Annotated in this window: 10 protein-coding genes; 6 read left to right on the plus strand and 4 right to left on the minus strand. The window is 41.6% G+C overall.

All coding sequences use genetic code 11. The features are described from left to right. Positions 1–11: 11 nt before the first annotated feature. The 3 genes from IPI59_12510 to IPI59_12520 are packed head-to-tail and all read right to left on the minus strand — an operon-like array spanning position 12 to position 5906. Positions 12–890: a diaminopimelate epimerase gene (locus tag IPI59_12510; GenBank protein ID MBK7528349.1), complete on the minus strand. Its 879-nt coding sequence runs from the start codon at positions 888–890 to the stop codon at positions 12–14. Positions 891–916: 26 nt separating this feature from the next. Then, entirely contained in the window at positions 917–3430 is a 2514-nt protein-coding gene (locus IPI59_12515) for a gliding motility-associated C-terminal domain-containing protein (GenBank protein ID MBK7528350.1), read from the minus strand. Next, a complete protein-coding gene (locus IPI59_12520; protein MBK7528351.1) occupies positions 3411–5906 on the minus strand; it encodes a CUB domain-containing protein in 2496 nt (831 codons plus the stop codon). Before IPI59_12520 ends, IPI59_12515 begins: the two co-directional genes overlap by 20 nt. Positions 5907–6356: 450 nt before the next feature. Here IPI59_12520 and argH point away from each other — a divergent pair, with 450 nt between their 5' ends. The 3 genes from argH to IPI59_12535 all read left to right on the plus strand — a co-directional run bounded on the left by argH (position 6357) and on the right by IPI59_12535 (position 10162). Beyond that, positions 6357–7724: an argininosuccinate lyase gene (gene argH, locus IPI59_12525; protein ID MBK7528352.1), complete on the plus strand. Its 1368-nt coding sequence runs from the start codon at positions 6357–6359 to the stop codon at positions 7722–7724. A gap of 212 nt (positions 7725–7936) precedes the next feature. Continuing rightward, on the plus strand, positions 7937–8899 hold the full coding sequence (locus IPI59_12530) for an amidohydrolase family protein (protein MBK7528353.1): 963 nt from the start codon (positions 7937–7939) through the stop codon (positions 8897–8899). A gap of 135 nt (positions 8900–9034) precedes the next feature. Further along, positions 9035–10162 (plus strand): di-heme enzyme, encoded by a 1128-nt coding sequence (locus tag IPI59_12535; protein MBK7528354.1) that lies wholly within the window; start codon positions 9035–9037, stop codon positions 10160–10162. Positions 10163–10272: 110 nt separating this feature from the next. Here IPI59_12535 and IPI59_12540 read toward each other — a convergent pair whose 3' ends face one another. Continuing rightward, on the minus strand, positions 10273–12402 hold the full coding sequence (locus tag IPI59_12540) for an elongation factor G (protein MBK7528355.1): 2130 nt from the start codon (positions 12400–12402) through the stop codon (positions 10273–10275). Positions 12403–12819: 417 nt separating this feature from the next. Between IPI59_12540 and IPI59_12545 the strand changes: the two genes are divergently transcribed. From IPI59_12545 to IPI59_12555, 3 genes are all read left to right on the plus strand, one after another. After that, positions 12820–13362 carry a sigma-70 family RNA polymerase sigma factor gene (locus IPI59_12545; protein MBK7528356.1) on the plus strand — a complete coding sequence of 181 codons (543 nt, stop codon included), beginning with the start codon at positions 12820–12822 and terminating at the stop codon, positions 13360–13362. Between the two features lie 118 nt (positions 13363–13480). Then, entirely contained in the window at positions 13481–14821 is a 1341-nt protein-coding gene (locus IPI59_12550; protein ID MBK7528357.1) for a hypothetical protein, read from the plus strand. 167 nt (positions 14822–14988) lie between these two features. Continuing rightward, positions 14989–16308 carry a VWA domain-containing protein gene (locus IPI59_12555; protein MBK7528358.1) on the plus strand — a complete coding sequence of 440 codons (1320 nt, stop codon included), beginning with the start codon at positions 14989–14991 and terminating at the stop codon, positions 16306–16308. Positions 16309–16328 lie beyond the last annotated feature (20 nt).

Consider the following 16328-nt stretch of genomic DNA (forward strand, 5'->3'; position numbering starts at 1 on the left):
GCCTAACATGTTTAAAACTTGGCATCAAACTGACCTTTAAAAACGAAAGCCGCCGGGCCAATTAACCAAATATTGGCATAAACAATTTGACCGTTTGCTAAAATTTGTTTTTCAAATTGCACTTGCAGTAGTCCCCCGTTTGCTTGTACCAACACAGTTTGTTGGCCAGTAGTTTGTGAGTTAAGGTTGTTTTGTTGTAAAAAATTGCCTAAATCGGCGGCTAAAGCGGCGGCGGTAACGCCTGTACCGCAAGCCCATGTTTCGTCTTCAACGCCGCGCTCGTAGGTGCGAATTTTCAAATAATTAGGCTGCGTTGAATGAGGTTCGACAAAATTAACATTGATACCCGCCGCTATATAAGCTGGGCTGTTTCGGATGGCTTTTCCGGAAGCAATTACCGGATAATTTTGCACCTCCTCCACAAATTTTACATAATGCGGCGACCCGGTATTTAATTCCCAATCTGTATTGCTATGTTTTTTAATATCGGTAACATTGGCCATTTGAAGGGCAACTTGTATTTCGTTAATATCACCAGTTGATTTATTGTCTAAGACCTGCGCATAGTGCCAGCCATCGGCTGCTAAAAAATAATAATTATTGTTTGCTTTTTTAGTTTGCACCTTTAATAAATGGGCAAATGCGACCATACACCTGCCGCCGTTGCCGCACAAACTCCCCTCGTGGCCATCGGCATTATAATACACCATCTCAAAATCGCCTTGGGCATGGTTTTGCAGCAGCATTACACCGTCTGCACCAATACCAAACCTCCGGTGACATAAGGAGGCGTAAAATAAAGGATGCTGGCGCGGCAAAACTGCATTCCGGTTATCAAATAAAATAAAATCGTTGCCAGCACCATGATATTTATAAAACGTCAAAATCACGGCTAATACTTAATTTATATATTTGTTTATCTGACTAATAAAATTTGCCCTCTTAATTGCCCCAAACGTTTGTACGGTGGGCCAAAATTTAGTTTGTAATCAATAACGTAGGTAAAAGCACCCACCTCGCATGGTTGGCCGTTATAATTCCCATCCCAACCTATATTTACAGGATCGGTTGTTTCAAAAACCTTCTCGCCCCAACGGCTAAAAATCATCAAGCGTACGTATTCGGTACCATAAGCCATAATATTATAAGTATCGTTTGTGCCGTCGTTGTTAGGACTAAAAGCTGTAGGTGCTAAAATTTCGTTATTAAGGTCAATACAAATTTCTTTAACGATTTGGTCAATGCAATTGCCTTCGTTTTCAATGTACAAAGTAACTTTATAGATGCCCGGACTTGCATAGCTATGTTGTGCCACTTCGTCTGAAACATAGGGTTGTTGCGGTGTTCCATCTCCAAAATCCCACCATCCGGAAACACCACCGGTGCTAAAATCAGTGAAAAACAGGTCTAAGCCCTTAACGCAGTCCAATTGATTTTCGTTAGACGAAAAACTTGCCAAAAGCGGGTCATATTGCGGTATAACAATGGCAACTTGTTCTTTACAGCCTGAGTTTAGGTCGGTAATGGTAGCATAATACGTACCCGCTGTGCCGGCGACATCAAATCCGGAAAAAACATTATCATTCCACTCAATACTATAATTTGCCCCTGTGGGTGGTATAATATTGGCAAAACCATCCTTGCCAAAACAAACAGGTTCGTTGGTAACGAGGTTGAAAAGTACGGTATCGGCTACTGTAATTGTAACGTTTTTAGATTCGGGGTTCGAGCAGCCATCGTTTGCCGTTACGGTATAGGTTGTGGTTGTTTCTGGACTTACTTTTTTTATTTGACCATAATTTAGGCCGTTATCCCAAACATAGATGTATTGGTTGCCAGTGCCGCCCGAGGCAAACGCCTTGATGGCCACACTACTCCCTTTGCATATTAACGTATCGGGACTAATATCGAGGGCAATGGGTGTACCAACATTCAAATTGTAATAATCGTAGTTTTTGCAGCCATTGTCGTATTGATATATAATTAATACCGGGCCTTCGCCGTAATCAACTGGGTTAAAACTTGTAGCTGGCTGGCCGTTTACGGTAAAATTGCCACCTGGTGGCTCGGCAGTCAGCAATAACGTGGTGTCATAATAACATAAATAAGTACCGAAACTATTAATTTGCGCATCAACTTTTTGATTTACCGTTACCGTTAAAGTGTCTTTACAACCGTTGGGCGAAGTGTATATTATTTGATTGATATTATTAGCTATTGCCGGATTAAAAATACCAATTCCCTCGGCACCCGGAACAACGCCTGAACCGTTCCAAGTTCCTCCGGGCGGATTTGGCTGTACTATTTCCGGAAGCAAAAATTGCGCATCATCTCCACATTTAATAATACTTGTATTGGCTTCAATTGGATATACTGTAATTAACACCTGTGCTGCGCAATTGTTATAGCTGTAGGTAAGCGTGTGCGTAGCCGCTGGCACGGCAGCAGGGTCAAAGAACACATCGCCGTTAGCGTCGGTTATGATGCCGCTTCCCGACCATACGCCGCCCGCAGGCTGCCCAAGTGAGGTTATTAGTAAAGGCAGCTCGTTTTGACAGATAAAAACTTCGCTTTGCGTTACTGCGGCCTTTGTTATATTTACCGTTGTTTCATCGCTGCAACCGTCAAATTGGAATGACACTACTTCCGTGAAATTATTTCCGCCTTGTGCGTTGCTATTGAACAATCCGGTATTGGGGTTCATAATGCCCGAAGGTACAGCGTTTGATGTCCACAGGCCACCGGGTGGTAAATTGGTTCCGGATAAATAAAAAGTTGGTTGGTCATCAGGGCAAACTTCTATGTAATCTGTAACAGAAAAATCGGCTACGGTTATTGTAATAGATTCTTTGCAGTTGCCAGCCAAATTATAAGTTAGGGTATGCGTGCCTTTTCCGGCCTGCAAGGGGTCAAAAATACCGGTATTGGTGTCAAGTCCTGTGTAGGCATCCCACCATCCGTTGGCTGGTATGGCATTTATTGAAACCGGCGAAGCGCAAACCAAACTTGCCGATGCACTTAACGTAATATCTTGCACCAAGACCGTAATACTGCTTTGGCAACCATTTACAGTTGTGTAAGTGCAGGTGTATGAGCCGGCAGTTTTAGGTGTAAACATTCCGGATGCCGTTAGGGTTCCGGGCAATACCTCCCAAGCACCCGCCTGAGGTGGATTTTGCAGTTGAAATGGTGCGCCACCAATGCACGCCGACACATCTCCAGCCAATTGTGGTTTAGGATGCACTATTACTTGGGTCGATGCTTCGCAGCTATCAATAAAATAGGTTAACGTAAAAGTTCCCGGCCCGTTCCAATCGGGATAAAATAGTTTAGCATCATCATCAACTCCTTGCCCCGACCAAGAGCCGGCATTAGGCAGCAGGTTTTGAGGTGGCTCGCCTTCGCAAATTTCAAAAAGCTGTAAGGGCAAAACCCGGCTCCGGATGATAATTGACCCAAACGGTATCGGTGCGCACCAAACCCAAAGCGTCGGTTACAAAAACTACAAAGCGGTCGGTTTGAAGGCTGGCAACATTGGGGGCAATAACAAGGTATTTAGGGTCGTAGCCATCGTTGGGGTCAATGCCGTTGGCTTCATCAATATTGTATAAATTGCCTAATCCGTTAACATCCCAATCAATTTTGTACGGACCTGTACCTCCGGTAATATAAAGGCGCAAGGTATCGCTTTGACCAGGGCACATTACCGTATCAATTTCTACATCGGCAATAAACGGGCAAATTTCAATATTTGCTGTTACCAATTTTATTTCGTTGCCACTTTTTACCAAACATTGCACATTGGTGGGGCCGGTAACACATATTTGATGCGGGCCTGGACCTACCAAATTATCGTAAGGGGGTAGCCATGTAAATTCATACGCCCAAGTGCCGCCAAATGTTTCAATAGTCAGGTCGGTACACAGGTTTTGGCAAAGGTTTGTTTCGCCATCAAAAAAGGCCACAAAAGCACAGGGGTCGAGTTTGCCAATATCGGTAGTGGTAACGCCTTTGCTGTCGGTAATAGTTACATTTACCAAAATAGTTGTATCGGTAAGGCAAACAATATGAGGCCCCTGCCCTACTAAAGTATCTAACGGGGCCGACCAAACAACATTATACGGAGGCGAGCCACCGGTAATATCTAAATTTATAGACAAACAATGCGTAGCAACATCTAATTCATCGCATAAATAAGTCGGAATAAGCAAGTTGGCAGTAAGTTTACACACATCAACGGTGCAGGTATCAGTGGCAATTTCGCCGGTAATATTATCGGTAACGGTTACGCTATATAAGGTAGCTGTAGTTACGCTGGTGGTGCCCCATTGCACATTTGCCCCTTCGTTTAAAGCCGGAGACCAGTTGTACGAATAATTCCCACTTAATCCGGATACGTTTACACCGATACTTTGCGTGTCGTTACAAAGTTGACTGGGGCAAGCTATGTCTATTTGAAGTTTACACAAATCTACAAAAATTCCGGATATTACAACTTGCTCGTTGGTTTCGGCATCGGTAACGGTTACGCTATAGGTTTGAGGCGTTGATAAATTGCCAATATTTCCGGATGCTACAGTACTACCTTCTATTAAAGCCGGCGACCAATTGTAGGTATAATTTCCCGAGCCACAATTAGCCACTACGCCTATGGGTAAAGGTGTCCCACAATAAGTACCTCCACCACCCGTTAAACTTGCCGTCAATTTTTCGACCGTCATAGTGGCAGTTGCCGTTGTTATATTGCCGGCGGCATCGGTAACCGTAACGGTAATTGTTGTAGGCGAAAGCACACAAATTGTGTTAGTTGCAGCATTAATAAATACATTTGAAACAGCATTTGGGTCGGCAGCCTGCCAACTGTAAGTAAATGGTGCATAACCGCCAGTTACCAAAGCGGTAATATCTAAGCAGTTTCCGGCACAAAACGAGGCATCGGGGAGTGTAACCTCAAAGGGACAAACTTCAACAAACACGCTGGCGGTATCCCATTGCCCTAATCCATCGGTAACTGTAACGGTGTAAGTAGCCGATTTTGGCGGACAAGCCATTCCTTGCGCCACAGTAGCCCCTTCTTCTAAAGCCGGTGCCCATTGGTAGGTGTAATTTCCATCGCCGCCGGTAACATCGGGATCTAAAAAAACACAAGTGCCACATGTATAAATATAAGGTGGTAAACTCGCCTCAATAGGACAATTATTAACGGTAAAATTTGCAGCGGCATTAAACGGCCATTCCTTGCCACAAATATCTAAATAAGTATAGGCAAAAGTCAGTCCATAGCTACCACTTTTTGTTATAGGTCCACAAAGTACTAATGTAATTTGCGTGGTTAAACCATCAACACAGTTATCGGCAATGGCATCGGCAATGCAGGGCGCAGCGGGGCCAATAAGGTTAAAAGAGGCCGCATTAACGTATTGGCATAAAATTGGCGCGGGCAAGGTAATTACAATACTTGCCTCTTCGCAATCTACGCCCGTAATATTGAAAGGTGGAATTGGTGGCGGTTGTTTAATAGTAGCCTCCCAATGTAAATTAAATCCGGGACGTGTTACTGCCGAGTCGCTGTAAAAATGGAAAGTAAAACATTCAATCCCGCCATTTGCCTCACCCGGAAAACAAATTGTGCTGGCGTTTTGTATGCCTGTTAAAGTAAGCAACACATCGCCCGTTAGGTCGGTTCCGGTATAAATTGTAAGCGAGTCGTGCGGTTCTTCGGTGTTAAATTCATCTATAAAAATACAAATCTCCTCAGCATCGGGCATGCAAACGGTCATAGTTTGGTCGTTGTTAAGGCCGTAATCACCGGGATTATTGCCCCCTTTTCCACTATCTTCAAGTGTTCCCTCGCAGTCAATAATAGTTTGGCCGTTGTTTGCGCCTAAATTGTATTGGGCGCACAATGTTTTGGAATGCAGGCAAAAAAAAATGAAAAAAATAGCAATAAAACGAATAATAAAATTGAGTAGCAGTTTTAGCATAGGATAGGTTTTGGTTTGAAATAATCTTGCTGTGCGGCAAGGTAAGATTTTTTTTACAAAACGTAAAATTAGTCGCAGTCGTGGGCTGTGCGTGTAATATTTTACAATAGTTTTGTTTTTTAGTCAAGTTTTGCAAAAAACGACAAACAAATTTTTAATTACAGGATTGAGAGGCGATTTATTTACTTTGTGATACAGAGTAATTTTTAATTTGAAGTTTAAATTATCACCTATTTTCCGGATACAAATATCTTCGAAAGACATAAAATTTAACACAAGTTTCACTTTGAATTGGTCAAACACAAAAAAATAATTCTGGTTTTAGCAAACTTAAGAAAATATGCCGTACCTTTGCCAAAACCAAACAACTCCATGAAACTTTGGCAAAAGGGATTTGAAGTTAGCAAGGAAATTGAGAAGTTTACGGTTGGCCGAGACCGTGAGATGGATTTATTTCTTGCTCCTTATGATGTGCTTGGCAGCATTGCACACATTACCATGTTGGCCTCTATCAATCTTTTAACTGCTGCTGAATTACCCATACTTACTGCCGGACTGCGAAAAATTTACGCCGAAATTGCCGATGGTCAATTTATAATTGAAGACGGAGTTGAAGACGTACATTCGCAAATTGAATTATTATTAACCCGCCGCTTAGGCGATGTGGGCAAAAAAATTCACAGCGGGCGGTCGCGCAACGACCAAGTTTTACTTGATCTTAAATTATTTTTGCGCAACGAAGTTCAAGCTATTGTTGAGGCCATACAGCCACTTTTTGAATTGCTGCTAACCCTTAGTGAAAGATACAAACACGTTCTAATTCCGGGATACACCCATTACCAGGTTGCCATGCCCTCCTCTTTTGGTTTATGGTTTGGTGCTTACGCCGAAAGTTTAGTTGACGATGTAATTATGCTTCAGGCTGCTTACCGTATAACCAATAAAAATCCACTTGGGTCGGCGGCTGGCTACGGTTCTTCTTTTCCGTTAAATCGCGCGCTTACCACCCAACTATTAGGCTTCGACAACTTAAATTACAATGTAATATATGCTCAAATGGGGCGCGGCAAAACCGAAAAATTGACGGCAGATGCCTTGGCTTCGGTAGGGGCAACTTTGGCAAAATTATCGCAGGATGTTTGTCTTTATATTAATCAGAATTTTGGTTTTATTGCTTTTCCGGATGAATTGACAACGGGTTCGAGCATTATGCCCCACAAAAAAAATCCGGATGTTTTTGAATTGGTACGAGCAAAATGCAATAAAATACAAGCCCTGCCCAACGAAATATCTCTAATTATCGGCAATTTAGCCTCGGGCTATCACCGCGATTTACAGGTAATCAAAGAAAGTTTATTGCCCGTTTTTACCGAACTTAAAAACTGCATAGCCATTACAACCTACGCACTCGAACATATTATTATCAACGAAAACGCCGTTCATGACGAAAAGTATAAATACATGTTTAGCGTTGAAGTAGTTAACAATTTAGTAATGCAAGGCGTGTCTTTCAGAGATGCCTATAAACAGGTAGGCGATGCTATTGCCAACGGCACCTATACCCCGGATTATAACGTTAACCACACTCACCAAGGCAGTATTGGCAATTTGTGTAACCAAGAAATTAAAACATTAATGCATACCGTTTTAAGCGAATTTCGATTTAAACAGGCACAAGAGGCATTTGAGCGATTATTACAAGACGATAAATCATTAAGTAATAGTTTCACTGTCTATTGATTGATTTTAAAGCGTTTATCTTTTTTTGATAAACGCTTTTTTTTTGAAAAAATTTTTGACCAATGCAAACAAAACATCCGGATAAAAATATATTATTTACTACATCATAATCATAAGAAATAAACAAAAGCAAAAAATTTATAACCATGTTACCACCCACTTCAATGGCAAATGCCACAACACCCAAAGCATCTCAATCTCCATCACAAATTATGGACTTAAAACAAGTTTTACTTCAAAAAATCAACAGCAAAGGTGGCTGGGTTAATACCCACAGCCATTTAGACAGAGCCTACTCGCTAACAGCCGAGAGTTTTCCGTTTGTAAACGCTCATTTAAAAGAAAAATGGGGGTTGGTTGACAAAATCAAACGCGAATCAACTGCTGACCAAATTTACGACCGGATGGCACGCGCCACCGAAAATTTTATAGCGCAAGGTGCACAAGCCATAGGCACTTTTATTGATGTTGATGACATAATTGAAGACAAAGCTATAATTGCCGCGCAACGACTAAAAGACAACTACGGCAAACAAATAAAATTGCGCTTTGCCAACCAAGTATTAAAAGGTGTAATTGACCCAAAAGCAAGACAATGGTTCGACTTATCGGTTCAGTTTGTAGATATTTTGGGTGGGTTGCCCGCTAAAGATGCCGGACACGAAGAAGAACACTACGACATTATATTATCAACCGCGCATCAAATGGGCAAAATGGCACATATCCACGTTGACCAATTTAATACAGACGAAGAAAAAGAAACCGAATTATTAGCCCGCAAAACCATTGAACACAATATGCAAGGCCGTGTAGTGGGCATTCACGGCATATCGGTAGGGGCACACCCCGCCGCATACCGCCAAGAGTTATACGAGCTTATGCGTCAAGCCCAGTTGATGATGATTACCTGCCCTACCGCATGGATTGACCACCGCCGCAGCGAACGCCTTGCACCCAGCCACAATGCCATAACACCCGTTGATGAAATGCACCCCGAAGGCATAATTGTTGGCTTGGGAACCGACAATATTTACGACCTATACAAACCCTTTAACGACGGCGACATGTGGATTGAACTGCGCGTTTTGTTAGAGGCTTGCCGCTTTTACGACATAGATGCATTGGTAGAGATTGCTACTACCAATGGACTTAAAACATTGGGAATTGAAGCCTAAAAGACAAGTTTAGTGTCGGTTTGCATAGAAAAAATCCGGATATTTGCCTCACAATCATGAGTAAGCATCCGGATTGTTTTGTTATTATATGATTCTATTAGAAGAAAAAATATGCAGCCCTCAAGTTTTGTTTTTTTGAAATTTTACTTCGCAATTTTTGCCTGCCTAATTTTTTCCGGATGCACCAATATTACATCTGAAACAAACGCATCAAAAATATTTCCGGATAAAAATTATTGGCCCCTACCCCACCCTTTTGACAGTTTGTTAGAAAATCTTCCGGAAAGAAAAAATTGGGAAGGCGATTCCGGAAAAATTCTTTTAGGCAAATTGTTATTTTTCGACAGGCGTTTGTCGTTAAACAACACCAAATCGTGCGCCACCTGCCACGACCCTAAATTTGCATTTTCTGATAGCTATAGGCGCTCAACAGGGGCGCTTGGGCAACCCGTTCAACGAAACAGCCCCAGCTTAGCCAATTTATTGTTAATGCCTGCACTTACCTATGCCAACCCAAATTTAATACGCCCTTACCAGCAAGTAAACAACCCTTTGTACCATACTAATCCTATTGAATTAGGCTTAAATGGCCGAGAACAAACCTTACTTGCAACACTAAACGCCGACACCGCCTACCAAAGCGTACTAAAAAAGGCAAACTTAATGCAAAACAGTTTAGCTTTAGACACAACGCTTTTAAAATTAGCACTTGAGCAGTATGTTTACAGTTTAACATCGAGCAATGCCCCCTATGACCGATATTGGTACGAAGGCAAAAAAAATGCCCTCGACGAAGCTGCAAAACGGGGCATGGCTATGTTTTTTTCGGACAGTTTGCATTGTAGCAGTTGCCACAAGGGGTTTAATTTTGCCGCCCTAACTACTGCCGATTATTTTAACACAGGGCTGTATAATATTGACGGAAAAGGCAGCTACCCCAGTAGCGACCAAGGTTTGTATGAATTAACAAAAAATCCTAACGATATGGGTAAATTCAGGGTGCCTTCTTTGCGCAATTTAGCTTTTACTGCGCCGTACTGGCACGATGGCAGCACCCAAACACTTAACGAAGTAATTGATATTTATGCCAATGGTGGGCGACATATTTTAAAAGGCCCCAACACGGGCAACGGGCAAAAAAACCCTCTCAAAGACCCACGCATTAAGGGTTTTACTATAAATGCCGAGCAAAAAATGGATTTGCTACAATTCTTATTATCGTTAAGCGATTCGAGTTTTGTACAGCAAAATAGCACCTATTAGTACTTTGACTTAACAACAAACTTTATATAAAAAAGCGCATAACTGTGTTTTTATTTTCAGTTATGCGCTTGATGATTAATTGGAAATATAATTTTAATATTTTCAAAAACCTAATGCTCTTCCTCTTCGGCTTTGTGGGCGGCAATTAGTTTTGCCTGAACATCGGCGGGTACAGGGCGATACTCGGCAAAGCGTTGTGTATGTTTAGCCGCACCTTGCGATAACGACCGCAACGATGACGAGTATTTATACAATTCCATTAACGGTGCCTGGGCTTTAATAACTTGGTAATGACCTGCCGTATCCATACCCATTATTAAGGCACGGCGAGTTTGAAGGTCGCCAATAACATCGCCCATGGCATGGCTCGTTACCATAATTTCGACATCGTAAATAGGTTCTAAAATTTGTGGGTCGGCTTGTTTGAATGCATCGCGGAATGCAGACCGGGCGGCGATCCGGAAGGCGTTATCGTTTGAGTCAACGGGGTGCATTTTTCCATCGTAAACGCACACGCGCACATCGCGTACATACGATCCGGTAAGTGGCCCCTCGACCATTCGCTCCATTATACCTTTCATTATGGAACTCATAAACCGGGTATCAATGGCGCCGCCTACAACACAGTTTTTAAATACAAGTTTTCCGCCCCAATCCAATTGTATTTCTTCGGTGCTGCGCACGTTCATATTGGCGGGTTCGGGCATACCATCGTAATAATGCTCGACCATCATGTGAACTTCGGCAAATTGCCCTGCTCCTCCCGATTGTTTTTTGTGGCGGTATTGGGTTTGCGCCGATTTGCGGATAGTTTCGCGGTAAGGTATCCGGGGCTGAATGTATTCGAATTTGGCTTTGGTAGTATTTTCAACTTTCCACTTAACCATATTTAAGTGAAGTTCGCCTTGCCCACTTATAATCATTTGTTTAAGCTCTTGCGAGTTTTCGATGAGCAAAGTAGGGTCTTCAACATGGATGGCGTGCAGGGCTTGGGCTATTTTTTCAATATCGGCAGAGTTTTCGGCGTGGATAGCGGCCTGCATTCGCGGTTCGGGAAATTCGATAGGAGAAATATGGAATGGATGTGTTTTTTCGAACAGGGTTGTGTTGGTGGCAGTATTTTTAAGTTTAACGGTAGCACCAATATCGCCGGCTACTAACTCGTTTACTTGATTGCGGTTTTTGCCGTTTACTACGTATAATTGTGAAAGACGCTCGCTATTTTCAGTTTTAGAATTAGTCAATTCGTCCCCTGCTTTTAATGTGCCCGAGCAAACTTTAAAATAGGTCATTAAGCCCAAATTAGCCTCGTTTGAAGTTTTAAACACAAATAAAGTTTTAAATCCTTTGGGGTCGCAAGACAGTGTTTGACCACTAACGCGCTGAATTGGTGGCATATCTACTGCTGCCGGCGCAATATCGTGAATAAAGCCCATTACTCGGCCTGTGCCCATGTTTTGTTTTCCGGAACAGCAAAAAACCGGAAATATATCGTGGTGAATCATAGACAATTTCAGTCCTTTCACCATTTCTTCTTCGTCTAAATTGCCTTTGTCAAAAAATATTTCCATTAAGCCTTCGTCGTTTGCGGCAATGGTTTCAACAAGGTTGTTGTGTAGTTCGTTGGCTTTTTCTTTTTCGGCATCGGGGATTGGCAGTTTTTCGGGTTTGCCGCCATTGGCTGGGAACTTATACACAACCATTTTAAGCACATCTACTATTGAATTAAAGGCTGGACCTGAATTTAACGGATACTGTACTATGGTTACTTTACTACCAAAACGGTCGCGGGCCTGGTTTAGCGTTTCGTCAAAATTGGCTTTGTCGCTGTCGAGTTGGTTTACCACAAACAGCATTGGGGTTTTAAACTGTTCGGTATAATCCCAAATAATTTCGGTGCCAACCTCAACGCCGTTTTGGGCGTTAAGCACCATAACGCCGGTATCGGCAACACGTAAGGCGGCAATAACCTCGCCAACAAAATCATCAAATCCGGGCGTGTCAATTAAATTAATTTTATTATCCTTCCACTGCATATTCATAATAGAGCTAAAAATAGAATTTCTTCGTTCTTGCTCTAAGGTGTGGTAGTCAGAAACGGTATTTTGCCCTTCAATGCTACCGCGCCTTGTAATTGCGCCCGCCTCAAAAAGCATGGATTCCGCTAATGTGGTTTTGCCCGAACCAGCATGGCCAAGCAAAACCACGTTCTTTATTTTGTTACTATCAAAAGTACTCATAAAAAAAATGTATTTGACGGTTATTAAATTAAATTAAATTGCTTTTCTAAAAATGGGTTTTTATACTTACCCGAAAAAACGGCGTAAGATAAGAATAATGTTTGTTATTTTGGTAAAATTTCAAGAAATAAAACCGAAAAATTGACAATTTCAAAATCCGGAAAAAATGGCAGGCAAAGAGAGATATGTATGCCCCATTAATATCCGGATTAGCAATCTTTCAGCTAAGTTTCTGAAAAAAATACAAAATTTGAAAAAATTATTAGGCACGAGACACCCACAAGATTGTAAATGTGCATCTATAAATTTTGTAAAAGGCAGCGATGCTATTTACAAGGCAAAAATTGTAATTTTACCGCCAAAACAAATTAATAGCTAAGGTTCATAAATTTAAACAAGCCTAATATTTAACCGTTTGTGAACGAAGACCAACTTATAGCAGGCTGCAAAGCAAACAACCGCAACGCTCAGCACGAGTTGTACCAAATTTATGCTAAGCGAATGTTTGGGGTATGCCGCCGCTATGTTGATAACGAGGCAGACGTAGAAGAAGTGTTGATGGCCGGCTTTTTAAAGGTTTTTACCAAAATTGACACGTTTCAGTTTTCAGGAAGTTTTGAAGGTTGGATTAGGCGAATAATGGTGAACGAATCGCTTATGTTTTTGCGGAAACAAAAAAAAACAGCTCATTTATATATTGAATTAGACAATAACACACACGAAATTGCCACCGCAGCCGAAGCACAAAGTATTTTGCAAGCCAATGATATTATTAAACTTTTAGACTACCTGCCGCCCGGATATCGAACAGTATTTAATTTATATGCAATAGAAGGATATAGTTTGCCCGATATTGCCGAAGAACTTCAAATTAGTGTTAATACCGTAAAATCGCAGTTGTTTAAAGCACGGCAAGTATTGCAACGCTTAATTGAACAACGACAATCAAAAATTGCCTAACCCAAACAACTCTATACAAAGCATTATTTCGCTTATAAAACCAAAATCTATAATTTACTATTTGCAGCAATAAGCCTAATTTATTTACATTCATCGCAAATGTCAATTCAAACCTGCCGTGTCAAAACATCCTTCACATATAGACGATTTATTTAAAGAGAACCAGCATGGCTTTGACCAAATGCCCCGAGAAGCGGTATGGCAAAGGCTTGAGGAACTGCTTGACGGGGTACAACCTGTAAACCAGCAAGAAGGGCAAGAGCCAGTAGCCGCCGCCGTTAATCCAGCAGTGCAGCAAACTGACACAGCAACTGCTGCAACGGCAAGCACACCCAAGTCCGGAAGTTTTAGCCAAAACTGGTTTAAAATTGCCGCTTCGGCAGCTATAGTGCTTCTGGTTTTGCTGCCCTTGTCGTGGTGGGTAATAAATCAAAGCAATCCAAGTCAGGCTGTTGCCGAACAAAAAACAATCAACAGCGAAAACAACCCCGCCCTACCCCACGAAATTAGTACTAATGCAAACCTTGAATCAAATTCGCAAGAAGCTAACCCTGCCAGCGCCGCCAATACCACAAGCGCAACCGAAACCCAGGCATCAAGCGAAACTCCAAAACCTGTTTTACCCAATTTAAACGCTCCCAAAACTACTACACCACAAAGTAATGCAAAACGCCCATCATTTGAAAGCGAATTAAAAACAGTACCAATTATTGTACCTGATGCAGAATTTGATGAAAGCAATGTAAGCCGAGATGCAGCCTCAAGTAGTAATACTGTACCAAAAGGACGGAGTGCAGCTGCAAAAGATATGGCACCCGAAACAGAAACTGCCCGAAATGCACCACCACAGCCTCAACAACAACAACAACAGCAAATAATAAATGAATATCCGGCTGCCGCTGGTCTTACAACAAACAACTACTATGCTTCGTCAAACTCGCGGTATGCGCTGTCAAATTCTCAGGATGATACGAATGATTATGCAGGCGATAAAAATTTAGCAAGCCAAGAGGAGACAAAAAAAGACACAAAACAAGCGAAATCGAAAAAGAACATAGAAAGTGCCACCCCCGAATGGTTGGCTGGCAAATGGAAAATGACAGACCTACAGGGAAATGCCTACACTGAAACATGGCAATTAACAAAAAATGAAAATTTGTTGAATGGAACGGGAAAAACCACCGATAAAAATGGGAAACCACTTTATATCGAAAGTTTTAAGTTAGTTTCAGCCAAAAATGGCGACTTAATATACGAACTCAACGATTCAGGCTCCGGAAAAAAAGTAAGCTTGCAAGGCAAAACTACAAATAACAATTCGTTGGTTTTCGAAAATGATAAAGGCAGCTATCCTTCGCGTATTGTTTACCAGTTTGACCCATCGCAGCCAAATAATTTAACTGTGATTTTTGAAGGTTCTAACGGCGAAAAGCATAGCATCAACCTAACAAAATACTAAAGATTAGAATGAGTTTGATTGATATTAGCTATCCGGAAAAATTATTCCGGAGGTAGTTTCAATTGCTCAACAAATTGTTTGCCTCATTATAAGCGAGCACAATACTTAATTTTTTTAATTCAATTAACAAAATCATACACCAGCATTTTAAACAAAACATTTTTTTTATGAAAAACACTTTTTTATTGCTTTTAGCAATTGCATTTTCGGGCTTAGGCTGTACAGCTCAAATTTCACCTGCAAACAGTAAAAACAATAGCAATCAAATTAATCAGCAACAACAACAAACGCAAACGCAAACGCAAAATCAAAATCAATATCCATACCCAGGCAAACAAAATGCAGTTTATCCTGGCTTTTCCAACAACGAAACAGACGTTGTTAATGCCGAAGATACTGTAAAAATTGCCGCCGTTAAAACACCCAATGAGCCCAATGAAGCCGACAATATAGAGGTTGCCATTTTATTAGATACCAGCAATAGCATGGACGGCTTAATTGACCAAGCAAAATCGCAGTTGTGGAAAATGGTAAACGAGCTGACCCTTGCCAAAAATGAACGCGGCGTAACGCCACACATAAAAATTGCTTTGTACGATTACGGAAATGACCGCCTGTCGTCTAAATATGGATATATCAAACAAATTGCGCCGCTAACTGCCGATTTAGATTTAATTTCTGAAAAATTGTTTGGCCTTAATACAAACGGCGGCGAAGAGTACTGCGGTTGGGTAATGCGCACCTCGACAGACGAGTTAGAGTGGAGTACTGACCAACGCGACCTTAAAATGATGTTTATTTGTGGTAACGAACCATTTGACCAAGGGCCCGTCAACCCTAAAGAACAATGTAAAAAAACAACTCAAAAGGGCATTATTATTAATACCATCTTTTGTGGTAGTTACGAAGAAGGCGTGCGTACAGGCTGGAAAGATGGCGCCGACTGCGGTAACGGAAAGTATTTTAATATTGAACAAAACAACCAAATTTTACACGTAGATGCCCCCCAAGACGATGAAATTTTGCGCCTAAATCAAGAGCTTAACTCCACCTATATTGCCATTGGCCGCGATGGCATAAGCAAAAAAGAACGCCAAGCTATGCAAGACAATAATGCCGGATCTTATGGCAAAGCCAATGCCACCCAACGCGCCATCAGCAAATCGAAAGCTGCCTATAAAAATGACGACTGGGATGCCGTTGATGCCTACGAATCAGCCCCGGCAAGCATTGAAAAATTAGCTGAAGATGACCTGCCAAGCGAGTTAAAAGGCAAATCAAAAGATGAAATTAAACAATATATTGAAACCCAAAGTGTTAAGCGCAAAGAAATACAAGTAAAAATTAATGACTTAGATACCGAACGCCGTAAATATGTTGCCGAAAAACAAGCTGAAATGGCCAAAACCGGAAAAAACACCTTAGACGAGGTGATGTTAAAAACCATAAGAGATCAAGGCACAAAAGCCGGATTAAACTTTGAATAATTCATTGAATTAAGAAGCCA

Source organism: Sphingobacteriales bacterium (assembly GCA_016706405.1).
Taxonomy (GTDB): domain Bacteria; phylum Bacteroidota; class Bacteroidia; order Chitinophagales; family UBA2359; genus BJ6.

Coding starts and splice junctions, on each gene's coding strand:
- IPI59_12540 (MBK7528355.1), bottom strand. CDS start 12,402: ATGAGTACTTTTGATAGTAACAAAATAAAGAACGTGGTTTTGCTTGGC.
- argH (MBK7528352.1), top strand. CDS start 6,357: ATGAAACTTTGGCAAAAGGGATTTGAAGTTAGCAAGGAAATTGAGAAG.
- IPI59_12555 (MBK7528358.1), top strand. CDS start 14,989: ATGAAAAACACTTTTTTATTGCTTTTAGCAATTGCATTTTCGGGCTTA.
- IPI59_12530 (MBK7528353.1), top strand. CDS start 7,937: ATGGACTTAAAACAAGTTTTACTTCAAAAAATCAACAGCAAAGGTGGC.